23 protein-coding genes and 1 tRNA gene are annotated in these 24,640 nt (G+C 42.8%); 4 read left to right on the top strand and 20 right to left on the bottom strand.

The window, feature by feature from the left end; genetic code table 11:
* Positions 1 to 286 precede the first annotated feature (286 nt).
* The gene (locus tag HEQ19_29975) at positions 287 to 1,417 is read right to left on the bottom strand and encodes an ankyrin repeat domain-containing protein (protein ID WYM03076.1); all 1,131 of its coding nucleotides are present in this window, start codon (positions 1,415 to 1,417) and stop codon (positions 287 to 289) included.
* A 163-nt stretch (positions 1,418 to 1,580) separates the two neighbouring features.
* Here HEQ19_29975 and rsmH point away from each other — a divergent pair, with 163 nt between their 5' ends.
* Positions 1,581 to 2,477: a 16S rRNA (cytosine(1402)-N(4))-methyltransferase RsmH gene (gene rsmH, locus HEQ19_29970; GenBank protein ID WYM03075.1), complete on the top strand. Its 897-nt coding sequence runs from the start codon at positions 1,581 to 1,583 to the stop codon at positions 2,475 to 2,477.
* An 838-nt stretch (positions 2,478 to 3,315) separates the two neighbouring features.
* Here the strand turns inward: rsmH and mreD are convergent.
* From mreD to HEQ19_29955, 3 genes are all read right to left on the bottom strand, one after another.
* A complete protein-coding gene (gene mreD / locus HEQ19_29965) occupies positions 3,316 to 3,954 on the bottom strand; it encodes a rod shape-determining protein MreD (protein WYM03074.1) in 639 nt (212 codons plus the stop codon).
* A 27-nt stretch (positions 3,955 to 3,981) separates the two neighbouring features.
* Positions 3,982 to 4,806: a rod shape-determining protein MreC gene (gene mreC, locus HEQ19_29960; protein WYM03073.1), complete on the bottom strand. Its 825-nt coding sequence runs from the start codon at positions 4,804 to 4,806 to the stop codon at positions 3,982 to 3,984.
* Between the two features lie 108 nt (positions 4,807 to 4,914).
* Positions 4,915 to 5,922 carry a rod shape-determining protein gene (locus HEQ19_29955; GenBank protein ID WYM03697.1) on the bottom strand — a complete coding sequence of 336 codons (1,008 nt, stop codon included), beginning with the start codon at positions 5,920 to 5,922 and terminating at the stop codon, positions 4,915 to 4,917.
* A 377-nt stretch (positions 5,923 to 6,299) separates the two neighbouring features.
* Here HEQ19_29955 and HEQ19_29950 point away from each other — a divergent pair, with 377 nt between their 5' ends.
* Positions 6,300 to 6,662 (top strand): single-stranded DNA-binding protein, encoded by a 363-nt coding sequence (locus tag HEQ19_29950; protein ID WYM03072.1) that lies wholly within the window; start codon positions 6,300 to 6,302, stop codon positions 6,660 to 6,662.
* Between the two features lie 77 nt (positions 6,663 to 6,739).
* On the opposite strand, the gene HEQ19_29945 is transcribed toward HEQ19_29950, so the two are convergent.
* The 5 genes from HEQ19_29945 to alr form a co-directional block, all read right to left on the bottom strand.
* The gene (locus HEQ19_29945; protein ID WYM03071.1) at positions 6,740 to 7,489 is read right to left on the bottom strand and encodes an SIMPL domain-containing protein; all 750 of its coding nucleotides are present in this window, start codon (positions 7,487 to 7,489) and stop codon (positions 6,740 to 6,742) included.
* A gap of 673 nt (positions 7,490 to 8,162) precedes the next feature.
* Positions 8,163 to 8,777, bottom strand: coding sequence for a hypothetical protein (locus tag HEQ19_29940; protein ID WYM03070.1), 615 nt, complete (start codon positions 8,775 to 8,777; stop codon positions 8,163 to 8,165).
* A 2-nt stretch (positions 8,778 to 8,779) separates the two neighbouring features.
* The gene (locus tag HEQ19_29935; GenBank protein ID WYM03069.1) at positions 8,780 to 9,124 is read right to left on the bottom strand and encodes an STAS-like domain-containing protein; all 345 of its coding nucleotides are present in this window, start codon (positions 9,122 to 9,124) and stop codon (positions 8,780 to 8,782) included.
* 167 nt (positions 9,125 to 9,291) lie between these two features.
* A tRNA-Leu gene (locus HEQ19_29930) sits at positions 9,292 to 9,373 on the bottom strand.
* A 140-nt stretch (positions 9,374 to 9,513) separates the two neighbouring features.
* Positions 9,514 to 10,701, bottom strand: coding sequence for an alanine racemase (alr, locus tag HEQ19_29925; protein ID WYM03068.1), 1,188 nt, complete (start codon positions 10,699 to 10,701; stop codon positions 9,514 to 9,516).
* Between the two features lie 282 nt (positions 10,702 to 10,983).
* Between alr and HEQ19_29920 the strand changes: the two genes are divergently transcribed.
* The gene (locus HEQ19_29920; protein ID WYM03067.1) at positions 10,984 to 11,481 is read left to right on the top strand and encodes an HNH endonuclease; all 498 of its coding nucleotides are present in this window, start codon (positions 10,984 to 10,986) and stop codon (positions 11,479 to 11,481) included.
* Between the two features lie 186 nt (positions 11,482 to 11,667).
* Here the strand turns inward: HEQ19_29920 and HEQ19_29915 are convergent, their stop codons facing one another.
* From HEQ19_29915 to HEQ19_29880, 9 genes are all read right to left on the bottom strand, one after another.
* Entirely contained in the window at positions 11,668 to 14,190 is a 2,523-nt protein-coding gene (locus HEQ19_29915; GenBank protein ID WYM03066.1) for a DUF3656 domain-containing protein, read from the bottom strand.
* Positions 14,191 to 14,456: 266 nt separating this feature from the next.
* On the bottom strand, positions 14,457 to 15,551 hold the full coding sequence (locus HEQ19_31520) for an RNA-binding domain-containing protein (protein WZI67068.1): 1,095 nt from the start codon (positions 15,549 to 15,551) through the stop codon (positions 14,457 to 14,459).
* A gap of 210 nt (positions 15,552 to 15,761) precedes the next feature.
* A complete protein-coding gene (locus HEQ19_31515) occupies positions 15,762 to 16,250 on the bottom strand; it encodes a DUF262 domain-containing protein (protein WZI67067.1) in 489 nt (162 codons plus the stop codon).
* Between the two features lie 537 nt (positions 16,251 to 16,787).
* Positions 16,788 to 17,099 (bottom strand): RNA-binding protein, encoded by a 312-nt coding sequence (locus tag HEQ19_29905; protein WYM03065.1) that lies wholly within the window; start codon positions 17,097 to 17,099, stop codon positions 16,788 to 16,790.
* A 291-nt stretch (positions 17,100 to 17,390) separates the two neighbouring features.
* On the bottom strand, positions 17,391 to 18,647 hold the full coding sequence (gene cbiE, locus HEQ19_29900; protein ID WYM03064.1) for a precorrin-6y C5,15-methyltransferase (decarboxylating) subunit CbiE: 1,257 nt from the start codon (positions 18,645 to 18,647) through the stop codon (positions 17,391 to 17,393).
* 21 nt (positions 18,648 to 18,668) lie between these two features.
* The gene (hisA, locus tag HEQ19_29895) at positions 18,669 to 19,442 is read right to left on the bottom strand and encodes a 1-(5-phosphoribosyl)-5-[(5-phosphoribosylamino)methylideneamino]imidazole-4-carboxamide isomerase (protein WYM03063.1); all 774 of its coding nucleotides are present in this window, start codon (positions 19,440 to 19,442) and stop codon (positions 18,669 to 18,671) included.
* Between the two features lie 88 nt (positions 19,443 to 19,530).
* Positions 19,531 to 19,833: a DUF3593 domain-containing protein gene (locus HEQ19_29890; GenBank protein WYM03062.1), complete on the bottom strand. Its 303-nt coding sequence runs from the start codon at positions 19,831 to 19,833 to the stop codon at positions 19,531 to 19,533.
* The gene (locus HEQ19_29885) at positions 19,830 to 20,177 is read right to left on the bottom strand and encodes a DUF2499 domain-containing protein (protein ID WYM03061.1); all 348 of its coding nucleotides are present in this window, start codon (positions 20,175 to 20,177) and stop codon (positions 19,830 to 19,832) included. Before HEQ19_29885 ends, HEQ19_29890 begins: the two co-directional genes overlap by 4 nt.
* A 122-nt stretch (positions 20,178 to 20,299) precedes the next feature.
* On the bottom strand, positions 20,300 to 21,406 hold the full coding sequence (locus HEQ19_29880; protein ID WYM03060.1) for an RNA-guided endonuclease TnpB family protein: 1,107 nt from the start codon (positions 21,404 to 21,406) through the stop codon (positions 20,300 to 20,302).
* Between the two features lie 543 nt (positions 21,407 to 21,949).
* Here HEQ19_29880 and csaB point away from each other — a divergent pair.
* Positions 21,950 to 22,990 carry a polysaccharide pyruvyl transferase CsaB gene (csaB, locus tag HEQ19_29875; GenBank protein ID WYM03696.1) on the top strand — a complete coding sequence of 347 codons (1,041 nt, stop codon included), beginning with the start codon at positions 21,950 to 21,952 and terminating at the stop codon, positions 22,988 to 22,990.
* A 427-nt stretch (positions 22,991 to 23,417) separates the two neighbouring features.
* Here csaB and HEQ19_29870 read toward each other — a convergent pair whose 3' ends face one another.
* On the bottom strand, positions 23,418 to 23,699 hold the full coding sequence (locus HEQ19_29870; protein WYM03059.1) for a type II toxin-antitoxin system prevent-host-death family antitoxin: 282 nt from the start codon (positions 23,697 to 23,699) through the stop codon (positions 23,418 to 23,420).
* A 143-nt stretch (positions 23,700 to 23,842) separates the two neighbouring features.
* Positions 23,843 to 24,625, bottom strand: coding sequence for a peptidoglycan editing factor PgeF (gene pgeF, locus HEQ19_29865; GenBank protein WYM03058.1), 783 nt, complete (start codon positions 24,623 to 24,625; stop codon positions 23,843 to 23,845).
* Positions 24,626 to 24,640: the final 15 nt, after the last annotated feature.

Here is a 24,640-nt window from a genome sequence, read left to right as displayed (position 1 = left end):
GACCGCGTAGATGCCAACCAGACCCGATTTCTTTTGTCTGCCACATACTGATTGTAGGGGCAATATTAAGAGTTATCCGCTTCAGGGGTATCTTGGAGAGAAGACCGTAGCAGAGGGGTTTTGGTTGATGTTTAATTGTGTTGCACTTATTCAATTATTATATGGAGGTGGAGTGCAAGGCGTTGAAGTGCAGGAATTTTTTCACAAGAGTCGAGACTCAAGGGTCAAGGGGAAAACTCAAAGCCCCTCAAAAGCAGGACTATGGACTTTTGACCCTAGACTTGGTTCAAACTTTACCGCCATAGCGTTTTAGCAGTTGAATTATCCTACTATCGCCTTTTGCTAAAGCTAGCTTTAATGGAGTTTTGCCTTCTTGATCTCGGACATTGACATTAGCTTTTTTCATCAGCAAAAATTCGATAAAATCCAGGCGAGAGTAGGCGATGACGGCGGTATGCAAAGGAGTTTTACCAGAATTGTCTCTAGCGTTAATATTTGCACCTTTAGCTAGCAAAAGGGTTCCTGATTTTCTGATTGCGTAGTGTAGGGGTGTTCTCCCTAAGTTATCCTTGGCGTTGATATTTGCCCCTTTAGCGATGAGGATTTTCATCAACTCTGGATTGGCAATATAGTAGTGCAGTGGTGTTTTCCCATCGGCGCTTTTAAAATTCACATTTACGCCCTTAGCCAGGAGTAATTGTAATGTTTCTTGACTCAAATTTGGGTTATGGATTACCCCTAGACCTCTATCGTTAAGAATATCTAACTTAGCACCACGGTCAATTAGTAATTTAGCCAAATCTGGGCGAGCGATCGCATAATGTAGCGCTGTAAAATTTTGATTGGTTCTGGCGTTAATATCTGCACCCTTATCGAGCAAAAGTTGCGCTAAGTCTAACTTACCGGCAGCCTCAATTAAAGGTGTAGAGTTTTCATTGGTTCTAGCATTAACATCTGCACCTTTAGCAATTAATAATTCTGCAACTTCCTTGGTCAATCTACCATAGTAACCGTGCAAAGGCGTCATATTATAATTATTCTTAGCATTAACATCCAAACCCAGATCAATAAATAGCTTGGCTAATTCTAATGAACCACCCGCAAAGTGTAATGCTGTGTTCCCCCTCGAGTCTTTGGCTTTAATGTCAGCACCTTTAGCAATCAATGACTTTACTAAACTGACATCACCTTGTTCAATCACAGAATGCAGCACAAAAAATACATAATCTCCCACATCACACGATTCATTAGGATTAGTGCTAGTTTCTAGAAGTTTTTTAACGTCAGCCCACTGTCCGAACGCCAATGCTTGACATATAGGTGAGACATTTGATTGAGATAAAGCAATTTTAGGTGTAGATAAAATTGCCAAAGCTGAGAGAGATGACAAAAGACCAACCGAGAAAATTTTCATCATAAAATTCAACATATAATTTTAAGTACTAGGGACTGTGAAAAATTATCAGATGTTCCATCCACATTTAAATTGCATAACTAGGGTTCCCACAAGAGTTTGATTAAATTTAAATATGTAAACTAGATACGGAACAGCTTACCCAATCCCCAATCCCCAATTAACGATGAAATCAGATTCGCAAACACCGCTGGATTTAGAAGAACTCACGTTTTCCCATATTCCTGTGCTGAGTCGGGAGGTAATTGAGGGTTTGGCGGTGCGTCCTGGCGGCCATTATTTGGATACGACGGTAGGCGGTGGTGGTCACAGTCGCCTGATTTTAGACGCTGCTTTTGATGTGCGCTTAACAGCCATTGACCAAGATGAGGATGCTTTGATGGCGGCGCGGAAGTCTTTAGCTGATTATGGCGATCGCATACAATTTATCCACACCAATTTTGCCAGCTACGAGTTTCCACGGAATACTTTTGACGGAATTTTGGCTGATTTAGGGGTGAGTTCTTACCATCTGGATAGGCCAGAACGGGGTTTTAGCTTTCGCCATGAAGCTCTGCTGGATATGCGAATGAACCAGCAACAAGCGCTGACGGCGGCTGATGTGATTAATGAGTGGGAGGAAGCGGAATTAGCCGATATTTTCTTTAAATACGGTGAGGAACGACTTTCACGGCGGATTGCTAGGCGGATTGTCGAAAGACGCCCGCTACATACAACTGTGGAATTAGCACAGGCGATCGCCTCTTCTGTTCCTCCTAAATACCGTTATGGTAGAATCCACCCGGCTACCCGTGTGTTTCAAGCTTTGCGAATTGTCGTCAATGACGAATTAAAATCCCTAGAAACCTTTATAGATAAAGCCCCGAATGCGCTTGTCCCTGGTGGAAAAATTGCGATTATCAGTTTTCATAGTCTAGAAGACCGCATAGCAAAACACGGGTTAAGAAATTCGCCTTTGTTGCGGGTATTGACCAAAAAGCCAATTACTGCACAAGAAGAGGAAATTATCAATAACCCGCGATCGCGCTCCGCCAAATTGAGGATAGCAGAGCGGAAGGATTGAATCAATTTTAGATTTTGGATTTCGGATTTTGGATTTTGGATTTTGGATTTTTCTTTTGATACCTTACAGACCCCTTGTGGGTGAAACAAATCTAATACCAATAGGACCTACTCTCCGGGCACATTAATAATCGTAGGGTGCGTGACGCAGCGATAAATATTGTACGTAGTTACAAGACTTGTGGCGTCACGCACCATTCTTTAAATGTGACACTAGTACTGTGTGAAGATAAAAATGATGGACTGTAGTGCGGGCATCTTGCCCGCGTGAGCGAGACGCTCTACTGTGTCAAGATAAAAATGATGGACTGTAGTGCGGGCATCTTGCCCGCGTGAGCGAGACGCTCTACTGTGTCAAGATAAAAATGATGGACTGTAGTGCGGGCATCTTGCCCGCGTGAGCGAGACGCTCTACTGTGTCAAGATAAAAATGATCGACTGTAGTGCGGGCATCTTGCCCGCGTGAGCGAGACGCTCTACTGTGTCAAGATAAAAATGATCGACTGTAGTGCGGGCATCTTGCCCGCGTGAGCGAGACGCTCACACTACCAAAAATCCCTCAAAACAAAATTGACAGACTACTAGCGTAAGTCCTGACCAATTCAAAAAATCTTTGCAACACATCGATAAGCTGTAGGGGCGCAAGGCCTTGCGCCCCTACCCTATCTGTCCCATTCTGTTTTCAAATTGGTATAAAAGGATGTTTGAAACAACCTCTAAAAAACGCTCTCTTAGATTTTCAATTTTGAATCTTCAATTCCATTCCATTAAATCTTTGCAACACATCGATAAGCTGTAGGGGCGCAAGGCCTTGCGCCCCTACCCTATCTGTAAAATCCTTAAGATTGTTCTAATAATTTTATCTGCTGCCACCAACGATTTAGGGGATAATAAACCACAGGTGCCCACAGACTACTGAGAATAGCAGAAGCCAGAGCCACACGCTGATAATATGTCCAGATATCTTCAAATTTGCGTATGCTTTGCCCGCCGTAGCCATCGCCAGTGAAAGTCAATTGCAACCCAAAAATAGTTTCTGATAAAATTGCCATCACAAAGACAATTAAGGCAATAGAAATAAAATCTTCTTGGATAAACCGCTGCTTCTGAATCACACTAGTTAACATTCCCACTATCCCTAGACTCACGGCATGAGTAGGGTCAGGTGAAGTCATGGCATCTTGAAGTAGCCCCAGAACTATACCAGCAAATGCGCCGGCAAAGACGCTACGTTTCACACTCCAAGAAACCACCCAAATTAACAGCCAGTTGGGTCCAATTCCCAATAATTCCATACCTGGCAAGCGCGATGGTAACAACAGCAAACATAACAATACAGACCCAACTGTTATTGTCCAATTTAGCAGCTGACGTGTGCGCGGATGCCAACGAGCCAAAGGCTTAATTGGAAGTTGGGATTTGCGCCCTGGCGATTTTGGCTTTTTTTGCCTTTTGCCACCAAATGCCGGAATTTTCATCGTTTTCAGCAATTTTCTGGAATCTAACTAATTCAATTTTTTAGGCTCTTGTTTTGCTGGCTGTGGATTTGCCGGCGTTGGAATTTCTGTCTCTGGGTTTTCTGGTTTGGGGTATACACTTACCCAATCTAGGGACCGAATCGGCGGGAATAGTTCAACTTTGGCTACAGATGCTGGGAGTTTCTTTAAATCCAAAGATTTGATTCTTCCTACCGCCAAACCTGAAGGAAACTTCATACTGTAAGTGGATGTGGAAACTAAATCTCCCACCTTCACATTAGGAACTTTTTCATAAAACTCCAGTACAGCTTCGGCTGAAGAATCTCCCCGCAAAACACCCTTTGCAGCTGTGCGACTAATTGTTACACCCACCTGACTCTTGAGGTCACTAATGAGTAACACACGACTAGTATTAGGAGTTACACTTTGTACCAGACCCACCAAACCGCCTTCAGCTTTGACTATGTAGCCTTCCTGAATACCTGAGTTTGCACCACGATTGAGGGTAATTTGCTGCCACCAATTGTCAGCGCTGCGTCCCACCACCCGCGATTGAATTGGGCGTGATGCGATTGGTTCTTTTTCTATGTAGCCTAATAAATTTTGTAACTTTTTATTTTGACTTTCTAGATCTTGGATGCGCGTTTGCAATTCTAATAATCGGGCATCCCGGAGACGCTCTTCGGGACTTGTTCCAGTTTGCAACATTTGCAATGGACGGGTTATCGCTTGATATGCCTCCAGCAGCAGCGCCCCTTGAGTCTGTCTCAATATCCAGGTACTACCTATGACTAGCGCTAGTAACCCAATTTGTAAGCCTCTGCGATCCCACCTGCGACGTGTGGTAAACATTTACACCTCTTCCCTCTGGCTAAAACTTCAGTAAATATGAGGTTGAAAATCCTAGGAAATATTGGGTTTGATAGAGTATATAAACCAATATTTCCTAAAATATTTTGGTTACATATGACGAGAACGTCCGCTAAATACCCGTTCCAATTGTTTGAAGTTTTCTAACACACGACCAGTTCCCAATACCACACAGCTTAAAGGATCAGCCGCAATGTGTGTGACAATGCCCGTTTCATGGCTAATTAAGGTATCTATACCTTTGAGTAAAGCCCCACCACCAGCCAGCATAATGCCCCTGTCAATAATATCTGCTGCCAATTCCGGAGGTGTGCGTTCCAGTGTCCGCTTCACTGCTTCGATAATTACTGATAGCGGTTCCAACATACTTTCACGAATTTCAGGTCCTTTGATGGTGACAGTCCGTGGTAAACCAGAAAGCAAATGTAAGCCTCTGACTTCCATCATGGCATCACTATCCTCATTAGTCGGATAGGCAGAGCCAATCTTGATCTTGATGTCCTCAGCAGTCCTTTCCCCAATCACCAAGTTATGAACCTTCTTCATATACTGGATGATCGCTTCAGTCAGTTCATCGCCGGCAATACGTACCGACTCACTGATAACCGTACCTTGGAGACTCAATACAGCCACTTCAGTTGTACCGCCACCAATATCAATAATCATGTTACCAGTCGGTTCAGCCACTGGTAGACCCGCACCAATTGCCGCCGCGACTGGTTCATCAATCAAGAAAACTTCTCTAGCCCCTGCTTGAGAAGCCGCATCCATCACAGCCCGTCTTTCTACTCCTGTGACACCACTGGGAATCCCAATAACAATTCGCGGTGAAATTACAGTTCTGCCTTCGTTGACACGCTGGATAAAGTGTTTCAGCATGAGTTCGGCGGTATCAAAATCAGCGATTACACCATCGCGCAAGGGGCGGAGGGCAACAACATTGCCTGGTGTGCGTCCGAGCATTTTTTTGGCATCTTCTCCTACTGCCAAAGCAATTTTTTCATTTTGATCTATGGCAACTACCGAAGGTTCTTGGAGTACAATACCTTTACCAGATACGTAAACGAGAGTGTTAGCGGTACCAAGGTCGATACCCATATCCCACGATGAGCGAAAATTCCATTTACTGAAAAGACCCACGCTTCTCTACCCCCCCTATTTGCGACACTTTCTGAATACAACACTAAAAGTCAATCGTGCTGGATTCTATTACGTTTTTTATCCTGAGTCCAGTAAAGCACGCTATTTTTTAGATAACTTTTCGCAATCTTTACTACAATTCAGGACTCTCGTTTTTGTTATTCTTTGAGTATCCCAGTACATCCGTAGAGTTTTGTCAGGATGTCCTGAGTAATTTGTATCATTATTTCAATAAAATATATTGTTAAAGATTTAACATATTTTCAGAAGTTTCACAATTGGCTATGATATAAGTCGGAAATAAATGAGTACGCCTGTACTGGAAGGTAGCGCAGATGAGTATCAATGTTGTCACCCTCGTTGGTCGTGTAGGCAGCGACCCTGATATTAAATATTTTGAATCTGGTAGTGTGAAATGTCGGTTAACATTAGCAGTCAACCGCCGATCGCGTAATCGAGATGAACCTGATTGGTTCACTTTGGAACTATGGGACAAAACAGCGGAGGTAGCAGGTAATTATGTCCGTAAAGGAAGCTTAATTGGCATCAAAGGTTCTTTAAAGTTTGACACATGGAGCGATCGCACCACTGGCGCAAACCGTTCTACACCCATTATCCGTGTAGACCAACTAGAATTATTAGGTTCCAAACGCGATGGTGATGGCGCAGGAGCAGATTATTCCTCAGAACATTTCTAATTTCAAAGGTCAAGGGTCAACCAATTTTGGATTTTGGATTTTGGATTTTGGATTGACCCTTGACTTTGAACTCTTGACTAATAACTAATTTGCAGCGTCACCGATGCTTCTACCTGCTGTTCACCGCCTATTACAGGGGTGGTAGCATTATCGCTTCTTACCTTGGCTACTTCAGCACGCAACAACATTGGTGGTGGTGGGGGAGCAGTAGCACCATTAACTTGAATACTCACCACTTCTTTGGGCTTGAGACTTAAGGCGCCGAACACAGCATCAGCTTGCTGTTGGGCTTCTTGGGTAGCTTTTTTTAATGCTTGTTTTTGGGCGCTGGCGATCGCCTCATCACTAGCGACAAAACTAATACCGTTAATTTGTGATGCACCAGCTTTCACAGCATCATCTAACAATGTACCGGCTTTATCTGTGGTAATCCGAAAGTTCACCGTATTACTTGCAGCATATCCAGTAATTCTTTGTACATTATTGGTGTAGCTATAAATCGGATTGAGACTAATACCACTGGTTTGTAATTTTTCCACATTTCGGCTCTTGAGTAGAGCCACCACAGCCGATGACCTGCGAGCGGCTTCTTGCTGTACTTCCTGCGCTGTTTTACCCTGAACCTCCACCCCTAAGTTTACCACAGATAGGGTTGTGGGAATTGTTTCCACACCGCGACCACTAACAGTCAGAGTTCGCCAAAATTTTTCTTTTTCTTCTGCTAATCCAGGTTGGATTAAGGTAACACATACTAGCAGAGCTAAAGGCAGTGTTTTCCAGAAATTAACAACACCAAATCGAGAAGGGGATAAAGCAGTTCTAAGCATACCATTTACACTCCTCTGAAAATTATTTACAGTTACTGGTAAGCTGTTACGCAAATAAACCTGTATATTTCGCGCCGTGGTTGTCCAAAGTCAACAGTCGAGGCTCAAAGAATAGCGTGGACTTTTGACTCGTAAAGAAAGGACAGCCTAATCGCGAGAATATTTAATCTAGGCGTGCATCAGCTTAATACAAATATCTAATCAATCCGTTGCAAATCAAAAATATTCAATCGCAACAGTCAACAGTTAATAGTTAACCGTCAAAAACGTTACCAAAGGTACCTCGCTTAAGATTGATTAGATAAAATTTGTATATTCCTACTTTGACACTGCTAAAGTCAAAATCTACAGTGGTTACATTTTTTGAAACTTAAGTCAGTAGTCATGATTGGGGGTGACATAATCCACACAGTCCTATCGAGGGTGAGTATGGGGCTTCTTTTTGTTCCAGCCATTTTATCGGCTATGTGAGGAGGATTGTTGGTTCTCTTCGCAAGGCCTTGCGCCCCTACAGATTATGCAACGACGCCAAAAACTCTTATTTTTCCGTGCAGTGAGGGGTTAAACCTACTATTCGCCATTGGTATCATAAAAGGATGGGGGTAGGGGGATGAGGTTTCTGAGGTTTTGGTGTTAGCAATAATACTTTTCAAACACCCTCTTAGGGCAATGCTTACCTAGTCATCAGTTTGCCTTGATTTGTAGCTGCGGTGATCGCTCCTGGATTAGCAGTAAATACCTGAATTCCTGGCACTGTCACATAATCGCCATCATCAGTAATAATCTTGTTGACTGACTCCTGTTTCATAGATTCCAAAATGAACAGGTCATAGCCATCCAAACACTGAGTACTGAACTGAGTTAGAGCATTATCTATAGTGTCTTCATCAAGTTGAACACTAATTTGAAGAGCAAAGGTGTTCTTGACTTGATTCCAAGCAGCTTTTACTTGAGAAACAACTTTAGCTCTTTCTGAAGGGTAGTTATGGCGGTATTCTTTATTGTTAATTCTGCTATAACTGTAAGATGATAACTTTTTTTCTTCTCTTTCAATAATATGAGCTAATTCAGCCAGCGATAAACCAGAGCAGCAAAGAGTAGCACCTTCTGTAAAAGTATCTGTAATGTAGTTTGAATAGGTGCTTTGATCCGTAGTTAAAGACAAACTTGCTGGAGGATATGTCAGCCAGTACCAGACATTTGTATCTACTAAAAAAATATCCCCTTTTTGGGGGGAATCTGTTGTGATGTCAATGACATCTGCTTTTACGGTGTAGTTAACTGACATGACTAACAGGCAGATTGTTCAAGAACCATTTCATCTACGGCTCCACGATACTGCTCATCTGAGTAATAACGCTTTGCATTTTCAATCACATTATCGTAGGTTTGTTGTCCAAGAGGGCTAAGGTTAGATACAACTAGCAGCCGATCTAGGTCTTCAGCTTTGATATCGCGTAATAACTGACCAATGGCAATGTTGAAAAACACAGACAAGAATCTTCTTACACCACTAAAATCTAGCTCTACTGCCTTTCCTGCTTGCAGTTGAGGATAAATTAAATCATAGATTTGCTGCCCATACTTTTGGCTTATGGAGTTTTCGCCAATCAGTTCGTAGACTTTGTATTTCATGGCTCTAAAACCTCTATTAGAACCTTTGTAATAAGTTCAATCTCCCCTGTCTAAAGGCCTTCGCGCACCTTGTCCCACACAGCGGATTCTTAAGAAAGAATTACACTCGGCGTTGAACACTTTCTACATTAGAGCAGAGCGTGGGGATTTGATATTGTGGTTAAAAATGCGGATGAAAGGACTTGAACCTTCACTCCTTTCGGAACTAGAACCTAAATCTAGCGCGTCTGCCAATTCCGCCACATCCGCATCAGTTATTTATAATAACACAACAAATGATTTATGGCAATAGATAGAGAATTGATTTGGGGATTGGAGATTCAAACCCAGCCAAAGAGTGAAAAAATCGTCCTAATCCCCCATACATCAACTCCAGTTCTAGCACCAGGCTACATCACAGCGACACGAGGGAGGCGATGTTTGAAGCCACAGAGAATTTCCCAAGAGATAGTATTTAATTGTTCTGCCCAATCGTCGGCAGAAATTTCTTCTTGTCCTTGGGAGCCAAGTAAAGTGACTACTTCCCCTGCTTGTAAATCAGGTATAGCACTCACATCCAGCATCAACTGGTCCATTGTAATTGACCCAATTTGGGGCACGCGCTGACCGCGTATTAATACGTGCATTTTGTGAGTAAGATTGCGGGGTACACCATCGGCATAGCCAATACCCACGACAGCAAGGCGCATTTCCTGGGGGGCAATAAATTTATGACCGTAGCTGACGCCAGTACCTGCGGCGATTGTTTTGACCTGGGTGACTCGCGCCTTCAATTGTAACACGGGTTTGAGGTCAATGGTATTTTGTAGATGAGGAGATGGATAGAGTCCGTAAACAGCTAAACCCACTCGCACAATGTCGTAGTGTAATGCTGAATCAGCCAGGGTGCCCGCTGAGTTTGCTAAGTGTAAGCAAGGTGGTTCGATTCCCACTGCTTTAATTTGAGCGATCGCCTCCTCAAATCGTCTATGCTGTTCTTTCATCACCGTGGGGTCAGGACTATCTGCTGTTGCCAAGTGGGAATAGACACTCGCTATCGAAAGATTTGGCAAACGCTCAACTAACTGCACAAACTCACTTGCTTCTTGCCAGTTAGTACCCAACCTGGACATTCCTGTGTCTAATTTAATGTGTACGGGTATGGGAGTAGTAGACTTAATGAGTTCTAGGGTATTGGAAAATACTAGAGCTTGTTTGGGGTTACACAGTGTTGGTTGCAGTTTCCATTGGGCGATCGCCTGAATTTGCTCTTGTGTATGGGTAGCCCCTAAAATCAAAATGGGAGCCTGAATCCCCGCTTCTCGCAATTGTATTCCCTCTGGAACTGTTGCCACTCCCAGCCAACTCGCTCCCGATTCTACTGCTGTTTGGGCGACTGTAACCGCACCATGTCCATAGGCATCAGCTTTCACCACTGCCATCAGCGCAGTCCTAGGCGATAATAACCTCACCAGGTTCCGTACATTGTGCGACAACGCTGCTAAATCAATTTCCACCCAAGCACGTTGGGAGAACCAGGCATAAGTGTCGCATTCTTCACCAGACGCCACACCAGAAATTTGCTTACTACTCAACATATTTACTTAGTGCTATTACACCAATACTAGGCTTGCGGATTATATATATTATTCATACTCTTAGAAGCTAGTTGAAAGTAATCTGTAAAATTACTGCTTCATTTTAATACACTATTGACTTCCGACTGCCAACTTTTCCGGCGGTATTTTTGGGATGGTCAGGGATATTATCCCTGTTTCGAGACTCTGCACCCTCCGCCCAGAAGTATAATTTATTGTCATATTCCAAGGAGGGCAGATATGTGTTAGTATATGTAAAACTAATACCTTGAGCGCTAATCAATGGGGAAGGTTTTAGTCCTAAATGCCTCTTACGAACCGCTCAATATCACGAGCTGGCGTCGCGCTGCGGTTTTGTTAATCAAAGGCAAGGCAGAACGAGTTGAACACAACGGTAAATTTCTTTACTCCGATTTTCCGCTGCCAACCGTAATTAGGTTGCGGCACTATGTTCGCGTTCCCTATAAAGAAATTCCTCTCACTCGTCGAAATATCTTGCACCGTGACGGACACACTTGTCAATACTGCGGTTACACCGGCGATGAATTGACGTTAGATCACGTTATGCCGCGATCGCGTGGGGGTGGCGACACCTGGGAGAACATTGTTACGGCTTGCGTCCGCTGCAATGTCAAAAAAGGTAGTCGTACACCCCACGAAGCTCATATGGTTCTGCGTCAACCTCCCCGCCAACCTTATAGCAGCCTCTATTTTGAGGTCGGTAAACATCTCAAGAATGGACTCCATCAAGAGTGGCAAAAATATGTTATAGGACTTTGACATGATCACAAATCTTAATGGTTGACGGTTGACTCATGGCGGTTGACAGTTTCGTGTTGGCTATTTTATTTTTTTGGGAGTTGGCTTTCCTAGTAGAAGAATAAAGCACAAACCAACATTATACATCATGAACTAAAACCAGACAAGGTAATTGTGGAAAAATGCTTGTAGTTGCGCTTTAACGTTTTAGATGTGGACAGCCATCGGACCACGAGTCACCCCCAACTGATTTTGCAGCTTCAACTCGCGCCAGAGTTGAGAACCTGTAATCTCGCCTTGGAGTAATTGACTGTAGCGATGTATCGTTTTAGTCACTTGTTCTGGTGTCTCATTGACAAACTCAATACGGAAGTGCCGCAATCCCAAATCTAGGAGGTGTTGTACGTACTCGGCTCCGGTTTGGGCTGTGCCGTTAAATACCGTATTGCGGCAGCCTACATCAGCCTTGAGGACATGTTCACTACCAACACGGTCACGCAATTTCACTTCCTGCTGTTCACAAGGTCGTCCGCAGTTGGTGTAGTCTGTTCCTTGAGAAAGAAACGCACAAAAAACACAATGTTCCATGTGGAACATCGGCATATGTTGATGGATAGTCACCTCAAACCACTGGGGGGGACAACTAGTCAGCAGGTCTTGCAGTTGGGTAATATTTAAGTCGTAGGATGCTGTCACCCGTTCCCAACCAAAACGCTGCTGAAAGTATTCTGCTGTTAAGGGGTTAGCAACATTCAGCGAAAAATCGCCAATACAACGCTCTTCGGCAAAAAATTGCAGTTGATCATAGTTCCGCACCAAATAACCATCCGCCTCACTGGCGCGTACTTGCTGTAGAATCCAGTTTTCTCCCGGCTTGGTAATTCGGGGAGGGGCGACGTAGATGGTCGGAACTGGGGAATTGGGCTTGTCGCGTCCCCACTGGTGGACGATTTGTACAGCTTGGCGATAGGCGCGGGGGTCTTCTAATTCACAGTAAAGGGTGTGGATACCTGCTTGGAGTGCGGCTGGGATTTGCTTGAGGTTGCGGACTAGGACGATGAGGGAGGGAGAGAGGGAGACAGAATCAGAGGGGAGGGAGGGGAGTAGGTTTTGTAATGAGGCTGTAGAATTAAGTTGCCAGCGTTTGGGTTGAGTGCGTAATTCTTCTAACTCGGTGACAATTTGTCGCCGCATTCGGTTTAACTCACTCACAGGTAGCATGATAGCACCACTGATGTGATTGGTTAACTTACCCAAAGAGAAGGGGGTATTACCAAGACGCCCCAACTGTTCTTGCAAACGTTCTGGAGTGAGGGGTTTGGTGTGGGCTTCTACCAGTAAGATCTCAGATTCTACTTGGACAATATTACCAACTTCATCACGGGCGATCGCCACCAGTGGCTGATTAATTTCTCCATATACCTCTAGGTCTATAGGTCGCTGAAATTGGGGATTCTCACCCGCAAAGCTTTGGCGTAATTGCTTATCCAGTTCGGGGTCGCTGGTTTTCCACACTTTATCACCCACATGTAACCGCCGGAGGTTGAGGTCATCTCGACCAAAGGTCAGCAGAGTTTCCTTACCTTTGGGTATCACCGCATAAACTCGACCCCCTTGTTCTTTCGCTTCTGGATGACCGCAATCAAAAACCACACCATCCCCCGGCTTAACAGGCGCTTCTAGGATGACTGTTACCTGTTCATTACGAATGCGGATGACTTCCCCCAGGTAAACCCCGCGCTTTTTCCCGAAATGGGCGTGAACCAGTTCTTGATTGTTAATTCCACCAAACCAACCCGTGTAAATACCGCGAGAAAATGCCATTTCCAGGTTGTAGCGTTCTTGGGGAGAGGGGGAATTTTGTTTGTCTTTTGGTAATTCCCCCATTACCCGGTCTAGGGCTTGGCGATAAACGCGGGTGACATTAGCAACATACTCTGGGGTTTTCAGGCGACCTTCAATTTTGAGAGAAGTTACCCCAACTTTCACCAAATCTGGCAGAACTTCCAATCCTGCAAGGTCTTGGGGACTGAGTAAATATTTGCGGTTCCCTAAATTTACCACTTCCCCATCTGCGATTAACTCGTAGGGCATTCGGCAAGCTTGGGCACATTCCCCCCGGTTCGCAGACCGCCCGCCTAAAGCTTCACTAGTCAAACATTGACCGGAATAAGCGACGCACAAAGCACCGTGTACAAAGACTTCCAAGGGTAGGGACGTATTTTGCTGTGCTATTTGCTGCTGAATTTTATTGATTTCCTTGAGGGAACATTCCCGCGCCAGCACCACCAACTGACAACCGAGAGATTTCGCAAATTCTACCCCAGCTGCACTGGTGATAGTCATCTGAGTGGAAGCATGGATAGGGAAATCGGGGGAAATGTGACGAATCAGACGACAGATACCCACATCCTGGACAATCACCGCATCCACACCAGCCGCAATAATTGACCGTAGATATTGCTCTGCTTCTCTTAGTTCCTGGGGAAATATTAATGTATTGAGAGTGACATAACCTTTCACACCGCGACGGTGAAGGAACGCCATTAATTGCGGTAAATCAGCCTCAGTAAAATTTTCTGCCCGCATTCTGGCATTAAAGCGCTCCAAGCCGAAGTATATCGCATCTGCCCCGTTTTCTACCGCCGCTTTGGCACAGTCCCAGTGACCGGCGGGAGCGAGGAGTTCAGGACGTTGGAAGGTGGTTTGAGCAGAGATATCGCTTTTCATCAGGCTGGGAGGTTAACTAGCACCATTGTGATTTTATCGAAGTTGGTGAGGGATGGGGGGCGATTTGCTCAACACCAAACTTCAATTAAGATAATTTTATTTGACCTAAATTTTACTGAGGGACTTTCAAATAAAAAAAACATACAATCTGTAGGGTGCGTCAGAGCGAGAAACTTTTGACATAGCTAGAAATTATTTGTACTGACGCACCCTACTGTGGATAATTTAATTTCTGGAAGTACCTGACTTTACATTGCTACCAAAAATCAAGTAAATTTTCGGAAAAATTCTAGAAACCCTTCAGGTTTAACTTCCTCAACGTTTGCTCCAATGCGTTGATAATATCTGTTGTCATACATAACAGGGCTTTGTCCTGCTTTTATACAGAAGACAACTACATCTTTGCCATAATAATTAACAATTTTTATATTTCTGCCAATATTATCTTTGACAGATTGATCAATAGGTTGAGACTGAACTTTCTGTATCAGTAATCTAAAGAAACTATCTAGATTTCCTGTAAGTCTCGTAGCTTCATGACCTATTCCCGTAATGTGGAAGCTTTGATAGTTTTTGGTGCTAATTTTATACAAATTTTCTATTCTATTTGCATCTACTTCATTATCAGCAACTCCAATACATACATATCCTATTGCAGAAGGAGAATGATTTGCCATAGCAGTAAGAGTCTTTATTATCTTGTTAAAGTTATTTTCATCCAACTCACCTCTTCCATCTAATCTTGTAAAACCTTGCTTAAAATCAAAAAGGGTTTGCTCTGTTCTAGACTGCGTAAGTAAAGTTTCAAACTCGGTCAACCAACTATCTGTAGCCGGGTCTACTTGTTCTTTAATTTTAAAATTATATCTAATAATACCCTTCACTGCATTTATATTAGTGCTTTTATTTTTTATACTCCAATTTCCCCCTGTAGTTATTTTAATATGTTCCCCAATGTTCTTTAATTTATCAGCTAACTCTTGATGATTTTTTATTTCCATATTTTCTTTAAACATTAGGTCATAAATACTTAGAAAAATTATTTGAAAGTAACGAGGTATAATTTGAAGAGGCTCTGAAAATATTAATTCACTAAACGTACATTGAGATATTTCTAATACTTGACGTATTTGGTCGTAAACTTTTAAAAATCTCTTTCTAAGAATATCAGGATTAACTTTTTGAAGGGCTGTTTCTATTTCCTTCTGTCTTGGGCTTTCTTTTAATCCATAAAATTGATCTAGTACGTCTGAACTACTCCTTGGGACTTCTGGTAATGCCATGTAGGCCACCAGATCTGCAACTATTTCTTCATCTTTTGACTCTCTCACCATTTCCTTAGTTAAAACACCGTTTTTCACCCAAAAAATATCATCAACTTTAATTCCGTAATCGAGATTTTTATTGGTTATACTTATCAATTTCATATCATTTAAAAGTAAAATATCTGAAGCGGAAGTATCAGTTCTAATTTCACTAGAGATTTTTCGTATGAGGTCAGGAAAGAATTCTGTTGCTCCAGATGCTCTTATCTCTTGTCTAGATAAATATTTACCATTAGAATTAATTCTTCAAAAAATTTCATCTATTCTTTCTTCATCATTGAATGAGTAAATCGAGAGAGGCATGACATAACTTGCTATTACTTCACATAAACTTCTTTCTAATATGGGGTTTTTCTGATGCACTAAATCCTGATCAAGACGAGATTTTGATTCTACCATTGTAGCTAAATCAAAAAATTTACCGTGAACATCAAATTCACCTTCAATAAAAGAATTGATCGCATTTAGCCTTTGCATTCCATCGATTATTTCATAAGTAGATATATTTTCTTTAACTTGAGCCAATAATATTATAGGTACTGGAAACCCGGTTAAAATTGAATCTATAAATGCTCTTTTTTCTTCAATCGTCCAAACAAGTTTTCTCTGATATTTCCGATTTACATAAAACTGATTATTGATATAAAAATTATATATCCTTTGGATAGGTTCGCTTCTGATAGCAAGTTCCTTTTGTAGCGGAGATACTGGAGGTTTATTTGGTAAATTAGACATAATACAGGTTTTATGGATGTTTTTTATATATAGGCCTAGTATTTGATTTTTGAAAAAAATTAGGTATCGTAGGGTGCGTTAGGATGAAATCCGTAACGCACCATCATCAAGGATTTGGTGCGTTACGCTGTCGCTAACGCACCCTACGTATCTACGTATCTTGTCAAAAATCCAGCCGGATTGCCATAGTATATCTTAGCTAAAGAAAACACCTTGTTGTGATAAAAATTAATTCATATTTTTTGTATAGGCTATACCTTGCTCAATCAAATCAGGTGATTGCCTTTTGTGGTAGATTTATCATTAGGCAAGTTTTATTGACATAACTAGACCTATCTTTTCTTATCATAAATCGCTATACTCTTGGATAAGTAAGCTTTGTTGGCTGTTTTCTCGCCCCACCAGGAAAATTGCTCTAAACTGCGGAATGTGGATCGTATCAAAAAGGCTCAAGCAAGAATGCTTGAGCCACTACTAAATAAAATTAATACCCTAGATTAATTGATTGATTCACTCAAAGAGCTAAATCTTTGGAGCTTAGTAACGGTTACGTCCGCCGTAATTTCCCCGATTACCACCACCACCACCACCAAAGGAACCTCTATCTTCCTTCGGTTTAGCTTTATTCACTTTGAGGTCACGGCCCATCCACTCGGCACCATCAAGAGCTTCAATAGCAGCAGTTTCTTCTGCATCTGTACCCATTTCCACGAAACCAAAGCCGCGTAAACGACCTGTTTCACGATCTGTAGGTAGCTGAACCCGCTTTACAGTACCATATTCTGCAAAAACCTGATTCAGGCTCTCTTCTGTAACCTCGTAAGAAAGATTTCCTACATAAACTGACATAGATTTTCTCCGAAACCATAGATGTGTAGAGATTTAAATTTCGGAGAAAAGTCTGTAAATACCAAAAACAAAAAACCTGTCAAGACTAAAAACAAACGAAGCCACCGAATTAACTCTCACTTACGATGATAACACAGCAAATAATATTTTGAGGGGGAAGTTAGAAAAATTTTTTTTACCGAAAAACTGGGTTTAGAGTCGGCGTCCTTCTGGGACGGCTTTATGGTAGACTGGATATCGGGGCGCGAGATATAAAAATCCGGTTTCGACAAAAAAAATCTAGTTGGGGCATCAACTATTGTTGCTTGGTGATATAAGACGGGTTATGCCTGGGATGGAAGACTTGATTACTACCCATTGTGTGACAGGCGCCATTGCTTTCCACCCTAAAAATTTACCAATCGGTTCGGCACGTTGAATGGCTATGCGGGTGAAGTGACCACCTAGTTGTTCATACCATTTAAATAATGTTTGTTCTCCCTCTAGAGTGACGACATTTGCAACTAAACGTCCCCCGATTTTCAGTGCTGTCCAACATGTATCAAATAATCCTTCTGCTGTGACTCCTCCGCCAATGAATATTGCATCAGGTGTGGGTAAATCTTTCAAGGCATTTGGCGCCTTTCCTTCGATGATTTGTAAGTTTGGCGTTCCTAATGCGGCGGCGTTGTCAGCAATGTAACGTAGTCTAGTGGGGTTTTGTTCAATGGCGATCGCCTGACATCTCGGATGTGTCCGCAGCCATTCTATCGATATTGAACCACAACCGGCGCCGATATCCCACAACAATTCTCCTGGTATTGGCGCTAGGGTCGCGAGTGTTATCGCCCTGACTTCGCGTTTGGTTAGCTGTCCATCATGGTGGTAGGCGTTGTCTGGTAGTCCCGGTAATCGGGGTAATGGCATAACTCCAGCATCGGCTGTACAATGAACGGCAATTGTATTTAATGCGGCGAGTTCTGTTTCTTTCCAAGATTTGGCGGTACCTATGATAATTCTTTCCTGAATACCGCCCATCCGTTCCAAAACGGTTATTTGACTATCACCATAACCACGATTTGTCAAGATTTCGGCGACGATTGCTGGTGTTTCTTTACCTGCGCTCAAAATCAGTAGTTTAGCTCCCGGATAAATGTAAGATTGGAGTAGGGAAGCTGGACGACCGCATAAACTCAAGGTTTCTACTTCAGTCAAAGACCATCCCAGTCGGGAACAAGCGAGGCTGAAGGCTGAAGGTGCGGGGATAATCGTCATTTCGGCGATGGAGATTAACCCCATGAGGGTGACACCAATTCCGTAACACATGGGATCACCGCTAGCGAGGATGCAGATAGGTTCGCCGCGACGCTGGATAATTGCTGCTACTGAGGCGCTAAAGGGGGATTTCCAGGGGATTTTCTCCCGGTGGTCATCCCTGGGGAGCATTGCCAAATGGCGATCGCCTCCCACTATAATAGCAGCTTGCTCCACTAGGGAACGGGCGATCGCGCTTAACCCCTGTAACCCGTCTTCACCAATTCCGATAATAGAGAGCCATTTTTTTGTCATAAGGCTTGGTGTTAACGGATGTTAAGCAAAGCTGGAAAAATCTAGATTGGGTGGAATATCCTGAATACGTCCAGGACCGATCGCACGCACTGCTTCTGTGAGGAGAATATCGCCAGTATACAGAGCGCGACCCACGATTACACCTGTGACGCCTTGTGGTTCCAAGGCTAAAAGACTTAACAAATCTGTGATAGAACTTACGCCACCAGATGCAATTATTGGTATAGAAATTGCAGCGGCGAGTTCTCGTAAAGCTTCTAAATTCGGACCCGATAGAGTACCATCACGGTGGATATCAGTGTAAATTATGGCTACTGCTCCCAGTTCTTGCATTTGTATCGCTAGTTGGGTTGCTAAAACTTCGGAGGTTTCTAGCCAACCGCGAGTTGCTACTAGTCCATTACGAGCATCAATGCCGATAATAATCTGTTGGGGAAATTCTTGGCAGAGTTCTTGTACTAACTGGGGTTGTTCTACGGCGATAGTGCCGAGAATTGCTCGCTTTACCCCTAAATTAAACAATTGTTGTATGCTGGTGCGATCGCGCAATCCGCCACCAACTTGAATTGGTACTGATACTGTTTGGGCGATCGCTTCAATTGCTGCGAGATTGACAATTTTACCCTTTTTCGCACCATCTAGATCAACTACGTGTAACTTAGCGGCACCTTGATCAACCCACTGTTTGGCAACATCAGCAGGGTTTTCGCTAAAAACTTGCGATTGATCGTAGTCTCCCTGATATAGTCGCACACAGCGACCTTCTAGTAAATCAATTGCTGGAATTACATCCATTACTCGAACCTCAATGTAGATACAACACTGGTGGACTGTAGAGTGCGTCAATATCTATGACTGACGCACCCTACGAACTACGAACTTTTTACTGTTTACTGTTGACGGAATTTAATTGCTTGATCGCTTGCCAGAAACCCAGCACAACCAATATATTAGAAAGTGTCAAAAACACTTCAGCACCGCCGTGTAGCCAATCTACATTTGCCAAGGACTGTCCATAATGCAATTTGGCATAGATACCGGCGGGAATAGTGACGGCGACAAATACCAGCGTGCCGTAAAATCCATACAGCGCTAGACGCGGGATTTGCTGACTGCGGCTGATAAACCACAAGAAACCCAAATAGGGAAACAAGGAAAGCGCAAACAGGGTTTCTTTAGACATCATCGCTCTGATTTAATAGATTTTGGTTCAAGAGAATTAGTTACGGTTTTCACAGTCTTGGTAGAACGCCAAATCCACACCGCAGCTGCCAACATCGTACAATTGCCAACTAAGGTCATGGTAGCTTGAAGCGTGACCAACCATTCGAGGGATTCGGGATTGTCGAAATAGTGCCAAGTGCAAGCACACATGGCGCTAACTAAAGCTGGTAACATACCAAAGGACAATCCCCACCAACTACGGTTGTCAGTGAGTTCGCCGTAAGTCCAGATTAACCAAATGGCGACTATCCACTCAATGACGCTAGAAACGTGAATTATCCAGGTGGGAATTGAAAGTACATGCATAAGTTGTCAAAAGTCAAGGATCAAAAGTCAAAAGTCAAAAGTCAAGTTAATTCTTCCACTGCTACATAAAATCTGGACAAATCCAGACATTACTTGACGTTTCAACGGGAGCATGGGAGCGACTATCCCTTAACGTCCAGACACGCTTTAGCCTGACGTGCATATTTTTCGAGATTTTTAGACGCATTTAAATCTCGGTCTGAAGTATGCTGACATTTTTTACACTCGTAAACGCGCTGTGATAGACTAATTTCTTGAATTTCTCCACAATTTGCACAAGTTTTACTAGATGGGTAAAATCTATCCACAAATACGACAGTTCCACCATATCTAATTACTTTATATTCTATTTGTCTGCGGAATTCATAAAAATTGGCATCGCTGACAGCACCGGCTAACTTATGATTTTTCAACATCCCCGAAGTATTCAAATCTTCTAAAGCAACAACTGCGTGGTTTTTGCAGATAAATGTAGTTGCTTTATGAGTCGCATCTTTGCGTATATTAGTAATACGTCGATGCAGTTTAGATATTCTCAATTTTTGTTTTTTATAACGATTACTCCCTTTGATTTTCCTTGTGAGTTGACGTTGTAATCTTGTTAATTTCCTCCGGGCACTTTTTAAAGCTTTCGGATTGACAAAAATTACTCCTGTTGATAAGGTAGCTAAATTTTTTATCCCTAAATCAACCCCGACATAATCATGTTCTTTTTTGGTAATTTCGGGGGAGATTTCATAAGCACAAGAAATGTACCAATCTCCCGCAGATTGAGATATAGTAAACTTTGTGGTCGTGGTGTGAGGTAAAGATTCATAAGTTGCAACCCAGCCAATCGTTGGTAATTTAATCCGTTTACCACCGATATTTATTGGTTTACCACCCGCATTAATTGTAAAACTCTCATTTCTCCCTTTTCTTTTAAACTTGGGATAGTCTGCACGTTTACAAAAGAAGTTCTTAAAAGCTTTCCCTAAATTATCAAAAGCAAATTCTGTGATTTTTTGACAAATACCTGGTTCTTTAATCCAAGTCAAAACTGGCTTCACTTCATTATTAAAGAACTTTTTCAAAATCAAGTGATTGGGTTGATATCCAGATTGATACAATGCTTGCCATGTGGCGAGTCCCCAATTGTATGTAAATCGGGATATGCCGGCATGTTTTGACATCAGAATTTTCTGGTCGGCAGTCAATTTTAACTTGGTTTTGATAGAAGTCAGTAACACAAATTTACTTGTAAGGCAAGCTTTTCAAATCATCACATAAATAGTACAGGTGGGTCTAGAAGGTTTATGTAAATTTTCTTGAAATATTTGCTGACAGAAGCCCCCAGAGCGCGTAGGGTCTGCACCATACGCGAGCAAGGTTTTTGGTGCGGTTTGTTAATAAATGTCCATGTAAGTCTGGCAAATAGTTGACTAGGACATTACTCTCCTACTCCCTCATCTTCCCACAAGGGAATTATGATTTTTTGGGCATTATGACAGCGATTTCACTTGATATCTGTATCAGTGGTAGATATTCAGTTGTCAAAAAACTTGTTAATCTGAAATAGGACTTACGCACTGTACAAATTTGGCATGGTATGCTTTTACCAAAATACGTTGTTTCAGGCTTTGATTAATTATTACTTTGATGGTAAACAGACCCGCGTTTTCGGGGTTTAGCAATGCTAAACCCCTACGAAATCTCCGGTTTTTTGCAGCCCATATTTTGTGTTTTTTGTCAATGGGTAAGTCCTATGAAATTTAAAATTCAACATGAAACCAATGCGGGCGTTATTGTCTGGGTATTACGGTAAGGGTAATGGTGGTGATGAAGCTTTGTTGGCAACGCTTTTGCAGATGCTACCACCTTATGTGACGCCGGTGGTTCTTTCGGGTAATCCAGAGCAAACGAGCGATCGCTATGGTGTGGAATCCTACAATCGTATGGCTTTTTTACCTGTCCTGCAAGCAATGCGATCAAGTGATGCTTTCATCTGGGGTGGTGGGAGTTTAATTCAAGATGTTACTAGCACCATCAGCCCTTTTTATTATGGGGGACTGATGACACTGGCTCAGAAAATGGGTTTGAAAACTGTTGCTTGGGCGCAGGGTATTGGTCCTGTGAAGCATTCTGTGACTCGTTGGTTAGCGCGGCAAAATTTTGCTGGTTGTACTAAAGTTAGTGTACGCGATCGCGCTAGTGCTGGTTTGTTATCCGATTGGCAAATTCCTTGTATTCTTGCGCCTGACCCGGTTTGGGCTTTAGCATCTAGTCCAGTACCGCAACTTGAGGATTTACCTACGCCTAGAGTGGCTGTGACTTTGCGATCGCATCCCCAATTAACGGAAACTCGTTTAGCAAATCTCACCCGTGCTTTGGTAGATTTTCAAGCAAGCACCCAATCTTTCATTATACTATTACCTTTTCAAAAAAGCGAAGATTTAAATATTGCCCAAGCAATTCAACCACATTTAGCCGGTGTCAGTCAAATTATTTGTTTGGAAGATCCGCAAGTTTTAAAAGGTGTGTATCGTGGCGTTACAATGGCAATTGGGATGCGGTTACACAGCTTGATTATGGCAGCGGCTGAAGGTTGTCGTTGTTTTGCTCTCAGTTATGATCCCAAGGTAAATCGCCTGATGGAAGATTTGCAAATACCTGGGTGGGATTTAGCGAGTTTACCAGATGACCCTAATTTAATTAGTCAAGCTTGGATTGAGTATTATGTCAATGGTGCCCCGCTGGCGTCTGAGAAAATACAATCTTTGGTGAATGGTGCCCTGATGCATCGTGAAGTTTTGTATGCAGCGTTAACTGAGTAGTAATTATAGGCGAAAACTTGTCGCTCTTCTAAAATTTGTTGATAATGAATATCTTCGACAACTAAAATGAGGTCAAGGTCAGAATATTTTAGGACTTATACCGTTTCACTTTAAGTATGATACAAATACGTTGGTAGGGGCACGGCAATGCCCTGCCCCTACTGGCTTCTATATGTATCAGAGTTTTGGTGAAATGGTATTACGCATTGACAAAAACACAACATATGGGCTGCAAAAAACCGGAGATGTCGTAGGGGTTTAGCAATGCTAAACCCCTACAACAGAAACTCTTGTTGGGGTTCAGGAATGGACATACGCAAATAGGGGGTAGGGGCTAGGGCGTGTTTTCTCTCATTACCGAACCTGAATTTGGGCGGGGCGCAACGGTTCTGAGAGGATATTAGTATCTAGAAGGAAGCGCATAAAATCAAAAAATCACCTCACGGCCGGATGATTTATCCCGCACAAGAGCAAAAATTTCATCAGGGTTAATCTCTGCGGACTCGACATTATATTCTTGGCGAAATCGTTCTATACATTCCCAAAAACTCATGTTTTGATTCAATAATTTTTCATATTCAGCGCTGGAAATAATTACGGCAATCTGTCTACCTTGCTGGGTAATTTCGATTTGTTCACCTTGTGCAATTTTCTGAATAATTTTGTTTAAGTTGACAGGAATTTGTTCGATAGAGTATTGCTCAGACATAACTCTTTCCCTAATTCTATAATTCTATTTTCAGCTAAAACTTACAAGCTATAATTAGGGGGCATCAGATTTGAAAAGTTGGAGATGAACAACAAATTTTTGACATCTGACGCACCCTACAAAATGATTGCTGTCCCCAGTCCCTAATCCCTACTGACAATTCCAGACCATTGGACTTTTTTCTCTTGCTCGCGACGGTAAGAAAAGAAATGCTCAGGGGTTTGGTAGGTACAATAAGGAGCGATCGCCACTTGTTCGGCGTGAATACCGAGACTTTCTATCTGTAAAGCATTTACCCGCCTAACATCCACCCGCACTTTTTCGGGGTTGGGGTCTTGATGCAATGGGGAATTGGGTAAATCATGCAATGTGGCTACTATCTTTTGTGGGTCTTCATGTGATATAATACTAGACCCGATTTCGGCTGCCACTTCGACAGAAACTTGGTAAACAACACCTGCGATCGCCGGACCCATTGCAATTCGCAAATCTTCTAGTTTGCTCCCTTGTGCTTGCAGTCGGGCGATCGCCAAGGGGACAATCTTTTTGGCAGTACCGCGCCACCCTGCATGAATTGCTGATACCTGTCCGGTTTTGACATCTCCAATCAGTACAGGTGTACAATCAGCACTGGCGACCCACACAGCTTGCAATGGTTGCTCGGTAATTAAACCATCTGCTGATGCTAGCTCAACCTCATCCCCAAGATTGCTTAACTGTGTGTCAATTTCTTGTGGGGTGAGAACAGTATTGCCATGAACCTGTTTCAAGCGATAAACTAATGCGTCTGGTTGCAGCACTTTTGTTAAGTCTGTCGGTAAACGCGGCCAAAACTGCTGGGTAAAGAAACCATGTTCCCAGCCGTCGAGGATACTACAAGTCAGATAAGGCAGTTCTTCCCAATTGCGCCAGTTCCAGGTGTGCATCTTGAACCAAACCTA

This window comes from Gloeotrichia echinulata CP02 (assembly GCA_038087035.1).
In the GTDB taxonomy this organism is placed as follows: Bacteria; Cyanobacteriota; Cyanobacteriia; order Cyanobacteriales; family Nostocaceae; genus Gloeotrichia; species Gloeotrichia echinulata.
Note: the sequence above shows the minus strand (reverse complement) of the source record. Positions and strands in the feature narration are given on the sequence as shown.

Excerpts from the sequence above, each read along its gene's own strand:
- HEQ19_29975 (WYM03076.1), bottom strand. The coding sequence starts at position 1,417 with ATGATGAAAATTTTCTCGGTTGGTCTTTTGTCATCTCTCTCAGCTTTG.
- rsmH (WYM03075.1), top strand. The coding sequence starts at position 1,581 with ATGAAATCAGATTCGCAAACACCGCTGGATTTAGAAGAACTCACGTTT.
- mreD (WYM03074.1), bottom strand. The coding sequence starts at position 3,954 with ATGAAAATTCCGGCATTTGGTGGCAAAAGGCAAAAAAAGCCAAAATCG.
- mreC (WYM03073.1), bottom strand. The coding sequence starts at position 4,806 with ATGTTTACCACACGTCGCAGGTGGGATCGCAGAGGCTTACAAATTGGG.
- HEQ19_29955 (WYM03697.1), bottom strand. The coding sequence starts at position 5,922 with ATGGGTATCGACCTTGGTACCGCTAACACTCTCGTTTACGTATCTGGT.
- HEQ19_29950 (WYM03072.1), top strand. The coding sequence starts at position 6,300 with ATGAGTATCAATGTTGTCACCCTCGTTGGTCGTGTAGGCAGCGACCCT.
- HEQ19_29945 (WYM03071.1), bottom strand. The coding sequence starts at position 7,489 with ATGCTTAGAACTGCTTTATCCCCTTCTCGATTTGGTGTTGTTAATTTC.
- HEQ19_29940 (WYM03070.1), bottom strand. The coding sequence starts at position 8,777 with ATGTCAGTTAACTACACCGTAAAAGCAGATGTCATTGACATCACAACA.
- HEQ19_29935 (WYM03069.1), bottom strand. The coding sequence starts at position 9,124 with ATGAAATACAAAGTCTACGAACTGATTGGCGAAAACTCCATAAGCCAA.
- alr (WYM03068.1), bottom strand. The coding sequence starts at position 10,701 with ATGTTGAGTAGTAAGCAAATTTCTGGTGTGGCGTCTGGTGAAGAATGC.
- HEQ19_29920 (WYM03067.1), top strand. The coding sequence starts at position 10,984 with ATGGGGAAGGTTTTAGTCCTAAATGCCTCTTACGAACCGCTCAATATC.
- HEQ19_29915 (WYM03066.1), bottom strand. The coding sequence starts at position 14,190 with ATGAAAAGCGATATCTCTGCTCAAACCACCTTCCAACGTCCTGAACTC.
- HEQ19_31515 (WZI67067.1), bottom strand. The coding sequence starts at position 16,250 with ATGTCTAATTTACCAAATAAACCTCCAGTATCTCCGCTACAAAAGGAA.
- HEQ19_29905 (WYM03065.1), bottom strand. The coding sequence starts at position 17,099 with ATGTCAGTTTATGTAGGAAATCTTTCTTACGAGGTTACAGAAGAGAGC.
- cbiE (WYM03064.1), bottom strand. The coding sequence starts at position 18,647 with ATGACAAAAAAATGGCTCTCTATTATCGGAATTGGTGAAGACGGGTTA.
- hisA (WYM03063.1), bottom strand. The coding sequence starts at position 19,442 with ATGGATGTAATTCCAGCAATTGATTTACTAGAAGGTCGCTGTGTGCGA.
- HEQ19_29890 (WYM03062.1), bottom strand. The coding sequence starts at position 19,833 with ATGATGTCTAAAGAAACCCTGTTTGCGCTTTCCTTGTTTCCCTATTTG.
- HEQ19_29885 (WYM03061.1), bottom strand. The coding sequence starts at position 20,177 with ATGCATGTACTTTCAATTCCCACCTGGATAATTCACGTTTCTAGCGTC.
- csaB (WYM03696.1), top strand. The coding sequence starts at position 21,950 with ATGCGGGCGTTATTGTCTGGGTATTACGGTAAGGGTAATGGTGGTGAT.
- HEQ19_29870 (WYM03059.1), bottom strand. The coding sequence starts at position 23,699 with ATGTCTGAGCAATACTCTATCGAACAAATTCCTGTCAACTTAAACAAA.
- pgeF (WYM03058.1), bottom strand. The coding sequence starts at position 24,625 with ATGCACACCTGGAACTGGCGCAATTGGGAAGAACTGCCTTATCTGACT.